Raw genomic sequence first — 18,051 nt, 5'->3', positions numbered from 1 at the left:
TATGGCGGACGCTCGCCGAAAGGATCCACAGTGCTCATTGCACAGCGCCCCACGCTGACCGAAGAGGTCGTGTCGGACAACCGCTCCCGGTTCGTCATCGAGCCGCTCGAGCCGGGCTTCGGCTACACCCTCGGCAACTCCCTGCGCCGCACCCTGCTGTCCTCCATCCCCGGCGCCGCGGTCACCTCGATCCGCATCGACGGCGTGCTGCACGAGTTCAGCACCGTCCCCGGCGTCAAGGAGGACATCACCGAGGTCATCCTCAACATCAAGAACCTCGTCGTCTCCTCGGAGAACGACGAGCCGGTCGTGATGTACCTGCGCCGCGAGGAGGCCGGCCGCGTCACCGCCGCCGACATCACCCCGCCGGCCGGCGTGGAGATCCACAACCCCGACCTGCACATCGCGACCCTCAACGAGAAGGGCCGCCTGGAGGTCGAGCTGATCGTCGAGCGCGGCCGCGGCTACGTCTCCGCCGCGCAGAACAAGGGCGTCGACGGCGAGATCGGCCGGGTCCCGGTCGACTCGATCTACTCGCCCGTGCTGAAGGTGACCTACAAGGTCGAGGCGACCCGTGTCGAGCAGCGCACCGACTTCGACAAGCTGATCGTCGACGTCGAGACCAAGCCGGCCATCAGCCCCCGCGACGCGGTGGCCTCGGCGGGCAAGACCCTGGTCGAGCTGTTCGGCCTGGCCCACGAGCTGAACCAGGAGGCGGAGGGCATCGAGATCGGCCCCTCGCCCACCGACCAGGCGCTGGCCGCTGATCTGGCCCTGCCGATCAACGACCTGAACCTCACGGTCCGCTCGTACAACTGCCTGATGCGCGAGGGCGTCCACACCGTCGGCGAGCTGACCGCCCGCTCCGAGGCGGACCTGCTCGACATCCGCAACTTCGGACAGAAGTCCATCGACGAGGTCAAGGCGAAGCTCGCCGATCTCGGGCTGTCGCTGAAGGACTCCCCGGCCGGGTTCGACCCCGCCGCCCTGGACTCCTACTCCGACGACTTCGGCGACCAGTACTGACCTTCACTTCCACCAAGGAGAACGACCATGCCTGCACCCACCAAGGGCGCGCGCCTCGGCGGATCCCCCGCGCACGAGCGGATGATCATCGCGGGCCTCGCCACCGAGCTGTTCCGCCACGGCCGGATCACCACCACCGAGACCAAGGCCAAGCGCCTGCGCCCCCATGCGGAGCGTCTGATCACCCAGGCGAAGAAGGGCGATCTCGCCTCCCGTCGCCGCGTGATGCAGACCGTCCGTGACAAGGGCGTCGTCTACCAGCTCTTCGAGGAGATCGCACCGACCTTCTTCGAGCGTCCCGGCGGCTACACCCGCATCACCAAGATCGGCCCCCGCAAGGGCGACAACGCCCCGATGGCCGTCATCGAGCTGGTCACGGAGGAGTACTCCGCGAAGCAGTCCGTGGTGAAGGAGGCCGAGGGCGCCGCGAAGAACGCGTCCAAGGCCGAGGAGACCCCGGTCGCCGAGACCGAGGCCCCCGCCGCCGCGGAGTCGACCGAGGAGTCCGAGGAGACGAAGGAGGCCTGATCCGGGCCGCCTGATCCTCGCGGCTCGCAACGCCGCTCGCGCCAGCGCGCACACCGCCGAGGGCGGGCCGACGGGGGAGATCCCGACGGCCCGCCCTCGTCATGCATCCGGGGCCGACAGGGCCCCGGATGCTCCGAGCGGGGGCCGTCGGATCCGACTGCCGGCGACCCCTCGCAAGGCCGCCGAGGACGGGACGATGAACACTCGTTCTTTGTGCGATCGTGACCGGCTCGTCGTGATGCGTTCGTGGCCGTGGACTACGGTGGTCGGTGCCCGGCTGCGCACCCGTCGACCGCTCCACGCCTCGGCGACGCGCCTCGGGATCCCCCGTCCCCTCTCCTCTGGAGCCTTCGTGATGTCCCACCGGACCCTTCCCCCCGAGTCCGACGCCCGCCCCCTCTCCCTCAGCCGCCGCACGCTGATGGCGGCGACCGCCGCCGCGGTGCCCGCCGGCGCCGTCGCGCTCGGCGCAGCTCCCGCTCTGGCCGACCCGACCGTCACCGACGGCGAGACCCGCGTGGTCGACGTGCCGCTGGCCGACGCCCCGCTGGTCGAGGCCGACGGCGTCCAGGTGCGCGACCTGCCCGAGCAGCCCGGCACGATGGTGGGCGTGACCTGGCCGAGCGAGTCCGATGCGCCCGAGGTGCAGGTCCGCGGCAAGGACCAGGACGGGCAGTGGACGCCCTGGGAGCCGCTCGAGACCGCCGAGGACCCGGAGACGGGCGAGGACGCCCCCGGCACCGAGTGCGCCTGGGTGGGTGTGGTCGGCGCGCTCCAGGTGCGGGCCGAGCTCGACGGGGCCGACGTCACCGAGCAGCTCACCGCCCACGTCATCACCACCTCGCCGACCGCCGAGGACGCGGTCGTCGCCCAGAGGGCAGGCGCCCCGCAGCCGATGTCGACCGCCGCCCAGCAGGACATGGCCGCGACCGCCGCCGCGACGACGATGGCGAACCCCGCCACCCCGGTCCTCGGGCCGGGCGCGCCCTCCTACACCTCCCGCGCCGGCTGGGGCGCGAACGAGGGCCTCGTGCGCGGCACGAGCGGCTCCGACCAGCTCAAGGCCGTGGTCATCCACCACACCGCCGGCACCAACAGCTACTCCTCCTCGCAGTCCGCGGAGCTGGTGCGAGGAATCCTGACCTACCACACGCAGACCCTGGGCTGGGCCGACATCGGCTACAACGTGCTGGTGTCCAAGTACGGGCAGATCTTCGAGGGCCGCAGCGGCGGCCTGCATCGCAACATCACCGGCGCCCACGCCTACGGCTTCAACACCGGCTCCTTCGGCATCTCCGTGATGGGCAACTACCAGAGCACCGCCGCGCCGTCCGCCGCCCGCGCGGCCGTCGCACGCCTGGTGGGCTGGAAGCTGCTGAGCACCTTCCAGATCAAGGTCGCCTCCACCTCCTCCTGGACCCCGGGCTCCGGCACCCGCTTCCCCGCGGGGAAGACGATCGCGCTGCCGAAGATGTTCGGCCACCGGGACGTGAACTACACCGACTGCCCCGGCAACGCGCTGTACAACCAGTTCGGGAGCCTGCGCACCGAGGCGCAGCGCGCGATCGACGGCGGCTGGAAGGAGCACCTCTGGGCCTTCCAGGGCGTCGGCGGCTCCTCGAAGCTCGGCTACGTGGTGAAGTCCGCGCACCAGACGGGCAAGTACACCGCGACCGTGCTCACCAAGGGGCTGATCCTGCAGGAGAGCGGCGGCAATGCCTCCGGCCACGCGACCCCCTTCGCGAAGCAGTGGGCCGCCTCGTGGGGACGTCCGGCGAAGGCCGACTCCCAGGACGGCGACCGCCGCATCCAGGCCTTCCAGAACGGCGTGGCCGCGAACGAGGGCGGGAGGGTCCGCTTCGTGACCCCGTACTTCCGCGACGTCTCCCCGTCGCGGGTGTTCTTCCTCGAGATCACCGACCTCGCGGCGCGCGGGATCACCAAGGGCTGGGGAACCCCGACGAACGCGGAGTTCCGGCCGAACGAGGACAACCTGCGCGATGCGATGATCGCCTTCATCTACCGTGCGAAGGGCAGCCCCGCCTACACTGCGCCGAAGACCTCCCCGTTCACGGACGTGAGCCCCTCCAAGCCCTTCTACAAGGAGATCTGCTGGGCGTACGACGAGGGGATCTCTCGCGGCTGGGGCACCGGGTCGAACCGCACGTTCCGCCCGTACGAGGAGGTCAAGCGCGACGCCGTCGCGGCCTTCCTCTACCGCGCCGCCGGGGTGAACCACACGAGCACCAACAGCGGCTTCTCCGACGTCCCCGCCTCGCACGTCTTCGCCAAGGAGATCACCTGGCTGTCGAAGGCGGGCATCGCCCGCGGCTGGGACGACGGCACCTTCCGCCCGAACGCCTTCATCAAGCGCGATCAGATGGCCACGTTCATGATGCGGTGGCTGAAGCACACCGGAAGGGCCTGAGGTGCGGCTCTTCCGTCGACGCTCCTCGGGGTCGTCCTTCTCGCCGGCGGAGTCCGCGACGCTGCGTCCGAGCTTCTCCGGCCCTGTCGAGGCGCCGTTCTACCTCGTCTCGATGGCGGGCTATCCGAACTTCGGCGACGAGCTGATCGCACGGCGCTGGATCGAGCACCTCGCGATCCACCGGCCGGACGAGGAGGTGTGGCTGGACTGCCGCTTCCCCGGCACGGCCAGCGCGCTGTTCGGGGGCCTCCACCCGCGCCTGCGCGTGACCGATGCCGTCTTCCGGGCGGTGGAGGACTCGCTGCGGGGCTCGCGCCGCCCGGTCGAGGACATCGTCGCCCACCTCGGCACCCCGCTCTACGACGCGCCGCTGCTCGCGCTGCGCGAGGCCCGCTCGCTGCACCTGCTCGGCGGCGGCTTCGTCAACGCCGTCTGGCCCGAGAACGCGCACCTGGTGCGGGCGATGCGGGCGGCGGCGGAGATCAGCGGCGCCCCGCTGCTCGCGACCGGTCAGGGGCTCGCCCCCTTCGGCGAGGAGCAGCTGGCGGGCTTCGACCATGTCGGCGTGCGGGACGCCGCCAGCGCCGAGAAGCTCGGCATCTCCAGCGGCGTCGACGACGCGTATCTCGTCGAGCAGGCACCCGAGCGGGTCGACGACCAGGAGCCGGAGCTCGTGCTCTGCGTGCAGTCCGACGCGCTGGACGAGGGCTCCTTCGAGCAGCTCGTCGTCCATGTGCGCGAGACCGTCGCCTCCCTCGGCATCCCGCGCGAGCGCACCCGCTACGTCGAGGCGCTGCCCGGCGGGGACCACGCCGGCTTCGAGCGCCTGAAGGATCTCGTGGCGGAGGACGGCTTCGTCCCCTTCACGAGCTTCTGGCGCGGCCAGCTCGCACCGGCGGCGCGCCAGGTGTGGATCACCACGCGCTTCCACCACCACCTCGTGGCCTCGCTGCACGGGGCGCGAGGGATGGCGCTCAGCGCCCGCAGCGGCTACTACGACGTGAAGCACGGCTCCCTCGTGGAGCTCGGCAGCGGCTGGCGGGTCTCGGACGGCACGGGAGAGGTCCCGACCCTCGCCGATCTCGAGCGCCCCGGCTCCTTCGAGGACGCGATCACGCGCAAGCGCCGCGAGGCCGAACTGCTGTACGGTACCGCCTGAGCCGTCGAAGCCGGCGGCATCGCCGATCGCCGGAGCGGACGTGCGAGCACAGGAGCGCCCCGGGACCCGTCGAGGGTCCCGGGGCGCTCCTGTCGTGTCCGGACCTCAGACGAAGTGGCGCGGCAGCGTGCCCTCGCGCAGTTCCCGCAGCTCGCCGAGCGCGAAGGTGCCCACGCCCTCGATCTCGAGGTCGGTGCCGCCGGTCGCGCCGAGCGCGAGCACCGGCACGCCGTGCTCGGCGGCGAGGGCGAGGAAGCGCTCCTCGGCCTCGGCCGGGACCGCGACCAGGGCGCGGGCCTGCGACTCGGAGAACAGGGCGGTGGGGAGGTCCACGCCGTCCCGCTCGAGGAGCCCGGCGAGGTCCACGCGGGCGCCCGTGCCGAAGCGGGTCGTCGACTCGACGAGCGCCTGGACGAGACCGCCCTCGGAGAGGTCGTGCGCGGAGGCGGCGAGCCCCTGCTCGGAGGAGGCGACGAGCACGCGGGCGAGCGCGCGCTCGGCCTCGAGGTCGACCTGCGGGGGCAGGCCGCCGAGGTGCTGGTGGACCACGTCGGACCAGGCCGAGCCCGAGAGCTCCTCGCGGGTCGTGCCCAGCAGCAGCACGCGCCGGCCCTCGCCCTGCCAGCCGGAGGGGACGCGGCGCGCGACGTCCTCGAACACGCCGAGCACGCCGACGACGGGCGTCGGATGGATCGCGGAGTCGATCAGGCCCGGCTCGCCGGTGGAGTTGTACAGCGAGACGTTGCCGCCGGTGACGGGCACCTCGAGCGCCTCGCACGCCTCGGCGAGCCCGCCGATCGCCTCGACCAGCTGCCACATGGGGCCCGGGTCCTCGGGCGAGCCGAAGTTCAGGCAGTCCGTGATCGCCAGCGGCGTCGCCCCGGCGGTCGCGACGTTGCGGTACGCCTCGGCCAGCGCCAGCTGCGCGCCGGTGCGGGGGTCGAGCTTGGTGTAGCGGCCGTTCGCGTCGGTCGCGAGCGCGATGCCGCGTCCGGTCTCCTCGTCGATGCGCAGCACGCCGGCGTCATCGGGCATGGCCAGCGCCGTGTTCCCGCCGACGTAGCGGTCGTACTGGTCGGTGACCCAGCCCGTGGAGGCGAGGTTCGGGGAGGCGATCAGCGTGCGGATCTGCGCGAGGATCTCCTCCGCGCCCTCGGGGCGGGGGAGGGCCTCGGCGCGGTCGGCCTGGAGGGCGTCCTGCCAGTCGGGGCGGGCGTAGGGCCGGTCGTAGACGGGGGAGTCGATCGCGACGGTCGCCGGGTCCACGTCCACGATCCGCTCGCCGTGGTGGTCGATGGTGAGGCGGCCGTCGCCGGTGACCTCGCCGATCACGGCGACCTCGACGTCCCACCTCGCGGCGATCGCCTGGAACTCCTCGAGCTTCTCCGGCGGGACCACCGCCATCATGCGCTCCTGCGACTCGCTCATGAGGATCTCCCCGGCGGTGAGGGTCGGGTCGCGCAGCAGCACCTCCTCGAGGTGGATGTGCATGCCGGAGCCGCCGTTGGCGGCGAGCTCGGAGGTCGCGCAGGAGATGCCCGCGGCGCCGAGGTCCTGGATGGCCGCGACGGTGCCGGCCGCGTACAGCTCGAGGCAGCACTCGATGAGGACCTTCTCCATGAAGGGGTCGCCCACCTGGACGCTCGGGCGCTTCAGCGGCCCGTCCTCCTCGAAGGTCTCCGAGGCGAGGATGGAGGCGCCGCCGATGCCGTCCCCGCCGGTGCGGGCGCCGAAGAGGACCACCTTGTTGCCCGCGCCGGTCGCGGCGCCGGAGCGGATGTCCTCGTGGCGCATCATGCCCACCGCGAGCGCGTTGACCAGCGGGTTGGTCTGGTAGGAGGCGTCGAAGACGGTCTCGCCGCCGATGTTCGGCAGGCCGAGCGAGTTGCCGTAGCCGCCCACGCCGGCGACCACGCCGTGGACCACGCGGGCGGTGTCGGGGTGGTCGATCGCGCCGAAGCGCAGCTGGTCCATGACCGCGACGGGCCGGGCGCCCATCGAGATGATGTCGCGCACGATGCCGCCCACGCCGGTCGCGGCGCCCTGGTACGGCTCGACGTAGGAGGGGTGGTTGTGGGACTCGACCTTGAAGGTCACGGCCCAGCCGTCGCCGATGTCGACGACGCCGGCGTCCTCGCCCATGCCCACCAGCAGCTTCTCGCGCATCGCGTCGGTGGTGTGCTTCCCGAAGGTGCGCAGGTGCTTCTTCGAGGACTTGTAGGAGCAGTGCTCGGACCACATGACCGAGTACATGGCGAGCTCGGCGTTGGTGGGGCGGCGACCCAGGATCTCGCGGATGCTCGCGTACTCGTCGTCCTTCAGCCCGAGCTCCGCATAGGGCTGCACCTGGTCCGGCGTCGCGGAGGCGTTCTCGACGGTGTCGGACTCCGCGGCGTGGCCGTGGGGGGAGGTGGGAGTGGTCTCAGCGGTCATCGCGGGGTCGGGTCCGTTCGTCACGAGGGCTGGGGGAGCGGCGGGCCTCGCGGCCCGGCGCAGGGTTCCCCCAGTCTACGAGCGACGCGGCCGACGGGGGCGCTCGGGGCGAGCGCTGAGACCGGGAGTGAGACCGGAACGGCATCCGGCGGGGCGGCGCGCACAAGGAGAGCGGCCGACGGGGACCTCGTCCCGTCGGCCGCTCTCCCGGTCCGTGCTGCTCAGGCGCTCGGTGCTCAGACCGTCAGCGCTCTGGCCGTCAGCCCTCGGGGCGTCAGCGCGAGGAGCCCTTCTTCCCCTGCGTGCGGCGCGCCCGCTTCTCCGCATCGCGCAGCGCCTTCTCGCTCACGGGCGCGTCCTGGCTCGCCCGCTGCGCGCGGAAGTACGCGGCGGCCTCGTCCTGGCGCTCCTGCTCCCCGCCGAGCGCGATCGGCGCGCGCACGTGGCCGGGGCGGATGTCGAAGGCCGCGACGAGGTCGAGCACGTGCGGGCGCAGGCGCCACAGCAGCCGGCGCAGGTCCCCCTCGATCTGACGGCCGCGCTGGGTGGAGATCATGCCCGAGAGCAGGAACCAGGCGAGGTCGTCGTTGATCGCGGTGAGGCCGAACAGGTCCCGCACGTCGGTGAGCACGGCGCGGGTGCCCTCATCCTCCATCGCCTCGATCCCGGCGGTGAAGGCGCGCCAGCGCACGAGGTCCGCATGGGCGCGGGCCGCGTCGAGCATCTCGACCTGGTGCTTGTTGACCTCGGCGGCGGCGTCGGCCGGGCTCATTCTCGCGGTGCTGCGCAGGGCGAGGGCGACCTCCTCGACCTTGACCCTGGCGCGGTCGGCGAGCATCTCCTCCTGGAACTCGGCGCTGCGCATCGAGTCGAAGGCGCGCCGCGCGTTGCCGCGGTCGCTCACGCTCTGGCCGAGGCGGGCCCAGGGGGTGTGCCGCTTCGCGAGCACCTCGGCGCGCTGGGCGATGAACCGGCCGATGCCGGCGCGGTCCACGTTCTTCAGCTCGGAGGTGTAGTCCGACAGCAGCCGCTTGGCGACCAGCTGCAGCAGGATCGTGTTGTCGCCCTCGAAGGTCGCGTACACGTCGAGGTCCTGGTGGAGCCCGACGAGCTGGTTCTCGGCCATGAAGCCGGAGCCGCCGCAGGCCTCGCGGCACTCCTGGATGGTGTCCAGGGCGAGCCAGGTTGAGGTCGGCTTGAGCGTCGCGGCCAAGGTCTCGAGGTCCTCGCGGCCCTCGGGGGTGTCGCCGCGGCCGGAGAACACATCGTCGAAAGCCTGCAGCAGCTGCTCGTGCGCGAAGGCGCCCGCGTAGGTCGCGGCGAGCTTCGGCAGCAGGCGGTGCAGATGCGCCTGGTAGTCCATCAGCACGGTCTCGCGCGTCGGGTCGGCGGCGGTGAACTGGCGGCGCTGGGTGGCGTAGGTGATCGCGATGTGCAGCGCGAGCTGCGAGGCGCGGATCGCGGAGCCGTCGAGCGAGACGCGGCCCTGCACGAGCGTGCCGATCATCGTGAAGAAGCGCCGCCCGGGGGAGTCGATGGGGGAGGAGTAGGTGCCGTCGGCGGCGACGTCCCCGTAGCGGTTCAGCAGGTTGCGGCGCGGGACGCGCACGTGGTCGAAGGCGAGGCGACCGTTGTCGATGCCGTTCAGGCCGCCCTTCTCGCCGTCGTCCTCGCTCTGCACGCCGGGCAGGAGGTTCCCCTGCGCATCGCGCACCGGCACGTAGAAGCAGTGCACGCCGTGGTCGACGCCGTTCGTGATCAGGCGCGCGAAGACCGTGGCGGCCCTCGCGTGGATCGCGGCGTTGCCGAGGTAGTCCTTCCACGCGGCGCGGAAGGGGGTGTTGATGACCCACTCGCCGTCCTCGCCGCCCTCGGGGTCGAAGGTCGCCGTGGTCGCGAGGGACTGCACGTCGGAGCCGTGCCCGATCTCGGTCATCGCGAAAGCGCCGGGGGTCTCGAGGGTCATGGCGCCCGGCACCCAGGCCTTCTGCTGCTCCTCGTCGCCCAGCTGCACGATCGCGGAGGTGAACAGCCCCCACTGCACGCCGGCCTTGATCTGGAGGGACGGGTCGGCGACGACCAGCTCCTCGAAGGCGGCGACGTTGGCGCCGTTGTCGTTCGGGCCGCCGAGGTGCTCGGGGAGCATCGGCAGCGAGACCTCCTCCTCGGCGAGGGTCCGGAGCTGGCCGAAGACCCGCTCCCGGTGCTCGGCGACGCTCGCGTCCATCGGGCGGTGCATCTCGGGGCGGGCCGCCCGCTCGCGGGCGTCGCGCCGAGCGTCGGCCCAGCTGCCCAGCAGCGCCTCGGAGACCATCTCGACGTCGAGGCGGGGGCTGCCGTCGGCGGGGACCGGGATCGGGCCGGTCGGCGTGGGGCTCGCGGCGGCGTCGGTGCCTCTCGCGGCGGTGGGCGCGGGGGCGGATGCGGTGGTGGAGGTCTCGGCGGTCATGCGTGCAGTCCCTTCATGAGCCAGGTGACCAGGCGGGTCACGAGCTGATCGGAGGTGAGGGTGGTCGAGGCGCCGTCGGGGGCCTCGAGATCGTTCATCCAGGTGTCCACGGCCCGTTCGACGAAGCCCACCGCGCCGGTCGCCCAGATCTGCGGCGAGGGGGTCCCGGCGGGGAGGAAGGTCGTGATGATGCGGGTCACGGAGTCGAGGAAGTGGTTCAGCCCGTCGCTGGGGCGGGTGACGAAGCGGTACACGCCGGGGGAGCGCTGCGCGGTCCCGACGTAGGCGCGGATCATCGCGTGGATGCGCTCCTCGGGCGCGGGCTCGCGGCCCATCCGCTCCTCGAGCACGCGCATCTCCGCGAGCAGCTTGTCGTGCATCGCCTGGAGGATGCTGCGGCCCAGGTCACGCTGGAGGTGGGACTTGTCCTCGAAGTACCGGTAGACGATGGACTTCGAGGTGCCCGAGGCCGCGGCGATGTCCTCCATCGTCACGTCGGGGCCGCGCTCGTGGATCAGGTGCCGGGCCACGTCCAGCAGCTCAGCACGTCGCTGCTCTCGGTGCTGGGCCCAGCGGGCCGAGCGCCCGTCCACGGGGGCTTGCGTCGTCGCATTCACAGAACCTAGGGTATCAAGTACCGACGGTTCTATGTAAAGTCCTTCCCGACGATCCGTCCCCGTGACCACGAAGAGGTGCCCCACAGTGACCCCCACCGACTCCCCGCGCGAAGCGCTGATCCTCGGCGGCAACCGGATCCCGTTCGCCCGCTCCGGCGGGCCCTACGCCGGGATCTCCAACCAGGACCTGCTCACCGCCGCGCTCGAGGGCCTCGTCGCCCGTTACTCGCTCCAGGGCGAGAAGCTCGGCGAGGTCGCCGGCGGCGCCGTGCTGAAGCTCGCCGGCGACCTCAACCTCACCCGCGAGAGCGCGCTGGGCACGCCGCTGGACCCCCGCACCCCCGCCGTCGACATGTCCAAGGCCTGCGCGACCAGCCTCGAGACCGTCCTGCACGTCTCCAACCGGATCCGCCTGGGCCAGATCGACTCCGCGATCGCGTGCGGCGTCGACTCCGCCTCCGACTCGCCGATCGAGGTCACCCCGCGCCTGCGCCGCATCCTCCACCGCGCCTTCGCGGCGAGAACCGCGATGCAGCGCGTCAAGGCGCTCTCCGCGATCCGCCCCGCGGACCTCGCCCCGGTCCCGCCCCGCAACGGCGAGCCCCGCACGGGCCTGTCCATGGGCGAGCACCAGGCGCTGACCACCGCGCAGTGGGGCATCACCCGCGAGGCCCAGGACGAGCTCGCGCTCGCCTCCCACAAGAACCTCGCCGCCGCCTACGACGCCGGCTTCCTCGACGACCTCGTCACCGGCTACCGCGGCCTCGCCCGCGACCAGAACCTGCGCCCCGACTCGACCCTGGAGAAGCTCGGTACCCTCAAGCCCGTCTTCGGCGTGAGGTCCCCGCAGGTCGCGGAGCCGACGATGACCGCCGGCAACTCCACCCCGCTCTCCGACGGCGCCTCCTCCGTGCTGCTGGGCAGCGCCGAGTGGGCCGCCGAGCGCGGCCTCACCCCGCTCGCCCGGGTGGTCGACGCGCGCAGCGCCGCCGTCGACTTCGCCCACGGCGACGAGGGCCTGCTCATGGCCCCCGCCTACGCGGTCCCCGAGCTGCTGGACGCGAACGGCCTGGCCCTGCAGGACCTCGACTTCTACGAGATCCACGAGGCCTTCGCCTCCACCGTGCTGACCACGCTCAAGGCCTGGGAGTCCGAGGAGTTCTGCCGCGAACGCCTGGGCCGCTCCGCGCCGCTCGGCGCGATCGACCGCTCGCGGCTGAACATCACCGGCTCCTCCCTCGCCGCCGGGCACCCCTTCGCCGCGACCGGCGGCCGCCTCGTCGCGACGCTCGCCAAGCTCCTGCACGAGCGCGCGAAGGAGACCGGCCGGGTCCAGCGCGGCCTGATCTCGGTCTGCGCCGCCGCCGGCCAGGGCGCGGTCATGCTGCTCGAGTCCGTCACCGACTGACACCCCGACCCTTCACGGAGGTCCCCATGGCCGACGCCTACACCCGCTTCATCCGCTCCGCCCCCGGCGGCATGCTCGCCAAGCAGCTGGGCCTGCCCCGCCCCTCCCGGCTCCTGCGCCGCGAGGACCGCCCGGCGCCCGTGCTCGGCCCCGTCGTCGTGCTCGGCACCTCCGCCGGCGCGGACGCGGTCGCCCACCGACTCCTCGAGGGCGGCGCCGACGTGCGCCGCCGTGTCGAGGACCTGCGCTCGATCGGCTCGGTGATCGTCGTGGCCGACGAGCTCGCCGCCCCCGCGGAGCTCGGGCCGCTGCTGCTCCCGCTCGCCGGGGCGATGCGCTCCCTCGCACCGGGCGCGCGCCTGGTGACGATCTCCCGACCCGCGACGGGCGAGGAGCCCGCACGCGACGCCGCCCGCGGCGGTATCGAGGGGTTCCTGCGCTCGGTCGCGCACGAGATGCGCGGCGGCGCGACCGCCAACGGCATCCTGCTGGCCGACGGGGTCGGGGCCAACGCCCCCGGCGCCGTCGGCGCGCTGCGCTTCTTCCTCTCCGCCCGCAGCGCCTTCATCACCGGCCAGCTGCTGACCGTCTCCACCGAGGCGGGCAGCACGACCGAGAACGCCTCGCTCCCGCTCGCCGGGCGCACGGCGCTGGTCACCGGGGCTGCGCGCGGCATCGGCGCGGCCATCGCCCGCACCCTCGCGGCCGACGGAGCACGGCTCGTGGTGCTCGACGTCCCCGGCGCGGGTACCGAGCTCGCACGCCTGGCCAATGAGCTGCGCGCGATCCCGCTCCAGCTCGACGTCACCTCCGCCGACGCCGGGCGCCGCGTGGTCGAGTTCCTGCACGAGAAGGGGCTGACCCTCGACGTGCTGGTGCTCAACGCCGGCATCACCCGGGACAAGCTGTTCGCCAACATGACCCCGGACCGCTGGGACCCGGTGCTCGCCGTGAACATCACAAGCCAGATCGCGCTCACCGAGGCGCTGCTCGAGGCCCAGGGCGAGGGAGGCGGCGTGCTCGGCGCGCAGCCGCGCATCGTCTCGCTCGCCTCCACCAGCGGCATCGCCGGCAACCGCGGCCAGACCAACTACGCCGCGTCCAAGGCGGGTGTGATGGCCTTCGTCGACGCGCTCTCGGGACGTCTCGCCCCGCTCGGCGGCACCGCGAACGCGGTCGCGCCCGGCTTCATCGAGACCGAGATGACCGCGAAGATGCCGCCGCTGACCCGCGAGGTCGCCCGGCGTGTGAACTCGCTGCAGCAGGGCGGCCTGCCCGTAGACGTCGCCGAGGCGATCGCCTTCCTCGCGAGCGACGAGGCGGGCGGCGTGCAGGGCGAGACCCTGCGCGTGTGCGGCCAGAACATGGTGGGCAAGTGAGCGCGGGGCAGGGCGCCGCGGCGCGTACCGTGAACGCGCCGGAGCAGGTCAAGGAACTCTCCGACGTCCCCTCGTTCCCCGCGATCTACGCCGCCGCGCTCGACCCGCGCTCCCGCCTCGGCGGGAAGCGCGGGAAGGGCGGAAAGGGCGGTGGCGCGGAGACGCTGCCGAGCATCGCCTACCGGGTGAGGAAGGTGCGGATCGACGCCGAGCGCGCCCGCGACTTCGACCACCTGATGGGCGGTCCCGCGACGGACCTGGTCCACCCCGGCGTGCTGCACGTGCTCGCCTTCCCCGTCTCGCTCGCGCTCATGGCCCGGCGCGACTTCCCCTTCCCGCTGCTGGGCCTCGTGCACCTGCGCAACCAGGTGCTCCAGCACCGGCCCGTGAAGGTGGGCGATCTCGTGGACGTCGAGTGCCGGGTGCGGGACCTGCGCCCGCACCGCAAGGGCCGCACCTTCGAGGCGGTCTCGACGATCCTCGGCGAGGACGGCGAGATCATCGCCACCGACGTCTCCACCTATCTCGTCAAGGGCGGGAAGCCGGCCGCGGCGGAGCCCTCGGGCACGGCGCCGTCCAGCGCCGCGTCTTCCAGCGCCGCGTCTTCCAGTACCCCGTCCTCCGGTGCCGTGCCCTCGGGTGCCGCGTCGTCGGCCGCGAGCGCCGGGGCGACGGGTGCGGACGCCGCGACGTCGGTCGGCGGGCGGTCGAGGCGCGACTTCGAACCGCCGCAGCCGACGGGCCGCTGGGTGCTCGGTGCGGACACCGGACGGCGCTACGGCGCGGTCTCCGGCGACGTGAACCCGATCCACCTCTCCGCCGTCACCGCGAAGGCCTTCGGCTTCCCCTCGGCGATCGCGCACGGGATGTACACCGCTTCGCGCGCCTTCACCGAGGCGAGGGTGGACCTGTCGAAGCCGCTGCGCTGGGACGTCACGTTCGACGCCCCGGTCACGCTGCCCGGCTCCGTGCTCGTAGCCTTCGAGGACGATCCGTCGGTCGGGACCGCACGGTGCGTGGGCTGGAAGCCCGCCCGCGGGGAGAAGGGGCCGCGGCGCTGCTTCGAGGTCGAGGTGACGACGCTCGGGCGGTAGACGGGGCGGGGTCGGGGCGGTCTCGACGGTGTCCGCGCCGCTCATCGCGCGAGCGGTGGGCAGGGCGGGGGCGAGCCCCTGGGGGACCGGTGACCTCGGCCTCGGGGTCTGCAGCGGCGGTGGTCGACGGGATGCCCCCGTCGATCACCGCCGCTCGCGCTGTCGGTGTTCCTGCTGATTCTTCGAGCGGTGATCGGTCGAGAGCGCGAACAGGAGTCAGGCGACGTTCGAAACGATGTGGGGTCGGCGACGCCCGTTCCCTCCGGCCGATCGCGGCGACCGGACCCATGGCTGTGAGGTGCGTGAGCGTCACGTCTCCTCCACACAGGATGGTTTTCCACAATTCCGGACTACTGATCAGTAGTGATGACGCAGCTCTTCCGTTCATCGAACAGACCTGCGAAAATACAGGCATGTCATTCGATTCGTACGGTGGGGCCGTGGAGCCTCCGGAGTCCGACGGGGAGTCCCGTCGGCCCGGTGGCGCGCCGAGCCTCGCCGCGGGGGTCGAGGAGCTCGTCGTCGACGGCATCGACGTCATCCAGGCCAAGGCGGCGCTCGCACGGCTCGGGGAGCGAGGATCGGCCGATCTCGAGGCGCTCGACGCGCAGCGGACGATCGCCCTGCTGACGGAGCTGCGGAAGCTCTCCGGCGCGGTGGCGGCGATCGAGGCGCGTGCCCTCGTCAGTCTCGAGGCGGCGGTCGCGGACGACAGCCTCGAGCGCGGGGAGACGCCCCGGCAGGCGCAGAGGGTCGCGCGTGCGGAGGCTGCAGCCGCGCTGAAGAAGTCCACGTCGGCCGCGGGGCAGAGCATGTCCTCGTGCAGGCGGCTGGTCCGTTCGATGCCGCGCGTGCTAGGGGCTCTCGCCCAGGGGCGGGCGATGCCCGCCGCAGGTCACCAGGTGGGGCGGGCGATGGGGCCGGCGACGCCTGAACAGCGGGAGCAGGTGGACCGGATCCTCGGCGCGCATCTCGCGGACCTCGAGGACTGCGGACCGGGGGAATGGGGCGACGAGGCCGCGCGGATCCTCCACGCGCTGGACCCCGAGGTTGCGGCCGCGCGTCACCGCGTGGCGCGACGGGAGCGCAGCGTCACCGTGCGCCGCGGACGGCACGGCATGGCGACCCTGACCGCGCATCTGCCCGGCCTCGACGCCGCGCGGATCCGCAAGACGCTGTCGGTGGCCGCCGAGCGGTCGCGGGCCGACGGCGACCGGCGCGGTCACCAGCAGATCATGGCCGATCTCCTCGCCGACACGGTCCTCGGCCGCGGCGAGGGAGGCGAGCTCCCTGTGGTCGACATCGGCGTGATCATCACCGACCGCTCCCTGCTCGCGCCCGGCCATGCCGACGCCGCGACCGTGGAGGGCCTCGGCGCGGTCCCGTACGAGCACATCCGCGAGGAGATGCTGCGCGCGCTCGAGCACCCGGATCCCGAGGTCGTCCTCGCGCTGCGGAAGCTCCTCCAGGACGCGGAGGACGGGCAGCTCGTCGCAGTGGAGTCCCGATCACGGGCGTTCCCGGCCGGCCTCGGCCGCCTCCTCCGCTACGCGCACCAGACCTGCCGGGCTCCGCACTGCGATGCGAGCATTCGGCAGATCGACCACATCGTCCCCTGGTCGCAGGGCGGGCCGACGAGCCTCGACAACGGCAACGGGCTCTGCGCCGCCGACAACCAGAAGGAGGCGGCGTGCGCGACAGCTCGGGTGATCACCGACGAGGACGGCACACGACGCACGGTCGAATGGACGACCCGCTATGGACAGACCGCAAGGCGGCGCGGCGTGAACTTCGACCCCGTCGGCACGGCGCTGCGGAAAGCGGGAAAGGCACCGGCTGTCCCGGACGTCGGCGAGGGAGGCCCCGCGGAGCCCGACCATGACGTGCTCACCCCGGTGCACCGGCTCTTCGCGCTGCCGGAGCTCCGTGCAGTGGAGGAGGACGGCGAGGTGCAGGCTGCCGAGGTGCACCCCGAGGACGTGCGGCCTCTCGGCGAAGGGTCCGCTCCCGACGCAGAGCCCGCGACGTCGCGACCAGGGGGCACAGTGCGGCCGCATCCTCCCGCAGGGAGAAGAGCGGCCCGGGTGGACTACCTCGTGGTCCTGCCGCCCACTGGTTCACGCGCACGGCCACCCGAGCAGGACGCGGCCTGAGGCCGAGCCGTCGGCACCCTCAGCCCAGACCGGCCTCGAGCGTTCCCAGCAGGTGCTCGACGAACTCGGCGGGCCGGACCTCGTCGAGCAGCTCCACCGTCGGCCCTCGACCCCACCGCCCCAGCTCGTCACCGACGGTCTGGCCACGGGTCAGCGTCCCCGCCAGCTCGACGTCCACGGGGAGCGGCCGGGTGCTCGCGAACTCCCCGGTCAGGGCGTGCGCGGTGACCAGCGGATCGTGTACGTGCGCGGTCCAGCCGAAGCCGTCGGCCTGGTGGAACTCGAAGTAGAAGCGCACCGCTTCGGCGAGGATCCGCGCGACCGGATGCGCTGAGCGCGCGGCGAGGGCCTCGAGCCGCTCGAGCTCCGCACCGGTGAAGACGATCTGCTCGGTCGCCTGCAGCGCGCCCAGCACCGGCAGCTGCGGCGCCGAGGCGAAGGCGGCGACCACACGCTGCGCCGCCTCCGGGTCCACCGCGATGTTCCACTCGCTGGTCGCACCGGTGTTGCCGCGATGGTTGATCGCACCGCCCATCACGTGCAGCCGGCGCAGCAGCCGCGGCAGCTCCGGCTCGATCTCCAGCGCCAGAGCGAGATTCGTGTGCGGTCCGAGCACCAGGCCGACGAGCTCCCCGGGCCGCTCCCGCGCCAGGTCCACCCACAGCTGCGCCCCCGAGCGGGGATCCTCCGCGCGGGTGGCCTCGGGCAGCACGGCGTGGCCGAGCCCGCCCGCTCCGTGGGTGTCCTCGGCGAACATCGGCGGCTCGACCAGCGGACGGTCCGCGCCGAGGGCGACCGGCGCGTCCACGCCCAGCAGCTCCGAGAGCGCGAGGTTGTTGCGGTGCACGGTCGCGGCCGGGACGTTCCCGCCGGTCGAGACGATCCCGGCGACCTCCGCGTCGTCCCGGCAGGCGAGATAGGTCAGGGCGATCGCGTCGTCGATGCCGGTGTCGCAGTCGACCAGGAGGGGGAGTGCCATGGGGTCAGCCTACGGAGGCGCGGATGCTCGTGGTCCGGCCGCCGACTGTGGCGAGACGGCCGGCGCCTCCCGCCAGCGCGGGCTCGGACCGGTGACGCTCGTATCGTGCGACAAGCGGAGAGCGGCGGGCTCTCGAGGCGCTGGAATACGTCAGCCCATCGGCCCGAACAGGACGAACGCGAGGACGGCGATGAGGAGCGCGCCCGGGATCAGCATGCTCCCCGCCAGCAGTCGGGGCCGGCCCTCGGCGGAGTTCGCCCCGGCACGCAGGCCCTGGCCGATGAACCAGGCCGCGAGGACGAGGTCGATCAGCGCCACGAGCAGGAGGACGACGAAGGGGGCGGTGTCCATGCGCCCATCCCACCATGCTCCCCGGCGCGACAGAGGCCGCTTCCGGA

13 protein-coding genes are annotated in these 18,051 nt (G+C 72.7%); 8 read left to right on the top strand and 5 right to left on the bottom strand.

Annotated features, from left to right (window positions below):
* Nucleotides 1–30: 30 nt before the first annotated feature.
* The 4 genes from Y09_RS07140 (at nucleotide 31) to Y09_RS07125 (ending at nucleotide 5,141) form a co-directional block, all read left to right on the top strand.
* Entirely contained in the window at nucleotides 31–1,026 is a 996-nt protein-coding gene (locus Y09_RS07140; protein WP_053917121.1) for a DNA-directed RNA polymerase subunit alpha, read from the top strand.
* A gap of 27 nt (nucleotides 1,027–1,053) precedes the next feature.
* The gene (gene rplQ, locus Y09_RS07135; RefSeq protein ID WP_053917120.1) at nucleotides 1,054–1,554 is read left to right on the top strand and encodes a 50S ribosomal protein L17; all 501 of its coding nucleotides are present in this window, start codon (nucleotides 1,054–1,056) and stop codon (nucleotides 1,552–1,554) included.
* 355 nt (nucleotides 1,555–1,909) lie between these two features.
* Entirely contained in the window at nucleotides 1,910–3,982 is a 2,073-nt protein-coding gene (locus tag Y09_RS07130) for an S-layer homology domain-containing protein (protein WP_148639570.1), read from the top strand.
* A 1-nt stretch (nucleotide 3,983) separates the two neighbouring features.
* Nucleotides 3,984–5,141 (top strand): polysaccharide pyruvyl transferase family protein, encoded by a 1,158-nt coding sequence (locus Y09_RS07125; protein ID WP_053917118.1) that lies wholly within the window; start codon nucleotides 3,984–3,986, stop codon nucleotides 5,139–5,141.
* Nucleotides 5,142–5,246: 105 nt separating this feature from the next.
* Here Y09_RS07125 and purL read toward each other — a convergent pair whose 3' ends face one another.
* The 3 genes from purL to Y09_RS07110 all read right to left on the bottom strand — a co-directional run bounded on the left by purL (nucleotide 5,247) and on the right by Y09_RS07110 (nucleotide 10,640).
* Nucleotides 5,247–7,574, bottom strand: a complete 2,328-nt coding sequence (gene purL, locus Y09_RS07120; RefSeq protein ID WP_053917117.1) for a phosphoribosylformylglycinamidine synthase subunit PurL — start codon at nucleotides 7,572–7,574, stop codon at nucleotides 5,247–5,249.
* 274 nt (nucleotides 7,575–7,848) lie between these two features.
* Nucleotides 7,849–10,023 carry an acyl-CoA dehydrogenase gene (locus tag Y09_RS07115; protein ID WP_053917116.1) on the bottom strand — a complete coding sequence of 725 codons (2,175 nt, stop codon included), beginning with the start codon at nucleotides 10,021–10,023 and terminating at the stop codon, nucleotides 7,849–7,851.
* Nucleotides 10,020–10,640, bottom strand: coding sequence for a TetR/AcrR family transcriptional regulator (locus tag Y09_RS07110; protein ID WP_053917115.1), 621 nt, complete (start codon nucleotides 10,638–10,640; stop codon nucleotides 10,020–10,022). Before Y09_RS07110 ends, Y09_RS07115 begins: the two co-directional genes overlap by 4 nt.
* Before the next feature lie 85 nt (nucleotides 10,641–10,725).
* Between Y09_RS07110 and Y09_RS07105 the strand changes: the two genes are divergently transcribed.
* From Y09_RS07105 to Y09_RS07090, 4 genes are all read left to right on the top strand, one after another.
* Nucleotides 10,726–12,048, top strand: coding sequence for an acetyl-CoA C-acetyltransferase (locus Y09_RS07105; RefSeq protein ID WP_053917114.1), 1,323 nt, complete (start codon nucleotides 10,726–10,728; stop codon nucleotides 12,046–12,048).
* Nucleotides 12,049–12,074: 26 nt separating this feature from the next.
* Nucleotides 12,075–13,427 (top strand): 3-oxoacyl-ACP reductase, encoded by a 1,353-nt coding sequence (locus Y09_RS07100; RefSeq protein WP_053917113.1) that lies wholly within the window; start codon nucleotides 12,075–12,077, stop codon nucleotides 13,425–13,427.
* A complete protein-coding gene (locus Y09_RS07095) occupies nucleotides 13,424–14,521 on the top strand; it encodes a MaoC/PaaZ C-terminal domain-containing protein (protein WP_053917112.1) in 1,098 nt (365 codons plus the stop codon). The genes Y09_RS07100 and Y09_RS07095 overlap by 4 nt, the downstream gene beginning before the upstream one ends.
* Nucleotides 14,522–14,934: 413 nt before the next feature.
* Nucleotides 14,935–16,674 (top strand): HNH endonuclease signature motif containing protein, encoded by a 1,740-nt coding sequence (locus tag Y09_RS07090; RefSeq protein ID WP_234695659.1) that lies wholly within the window; start codon nucleotides 14,935–14,937, stop codon nucleotides 16,672–16,674.
* 19 nt (nucleotides 16,675–16,693) lie between these two features.
* On the opposite strand, the gene Y09_RS07085 is transcribed toward Y09_RS07090, so the two are convergent.
* On the bottom strand, nucleotides 16,694–17,653 hold the full coding sequence (locus tag Y09_RS07085) for a nucleoside hydrolase (RefSeq protein ID WP_053917110.1): 960 nt from the start codon (nucleotides 17,651–17,653) through the stop codon (nucleotides 16,694–16,696).
* Nucleotides 17,654–17,803: 150 nt separating this feature from the next.
* A complete protein-coding gene (locus Y09_RS07080; protein ID WP_053917109.1) occupies nucleotides 17,804–18,004 on the bottom strand; it encodes a hypothetical protein in 201 nt (66 codons plus the stop codon).
* Nucleotides 18,005–18,051: the final 47 nt, after the last annotated feature.

Source organism: Brachybacterium sp. SW0106-09, assembly GCF_001293905.1.
Classification (GTDB): Bacteria; Actinomycetota; Actinomycetes; order Actinomycetales; family Dermabacteraceae; genus Brachybacterium; species Brachybacterium conglomeratum.
This window is presented reverse-complemented; position numbering and strand designations above follow the sequence as displayed.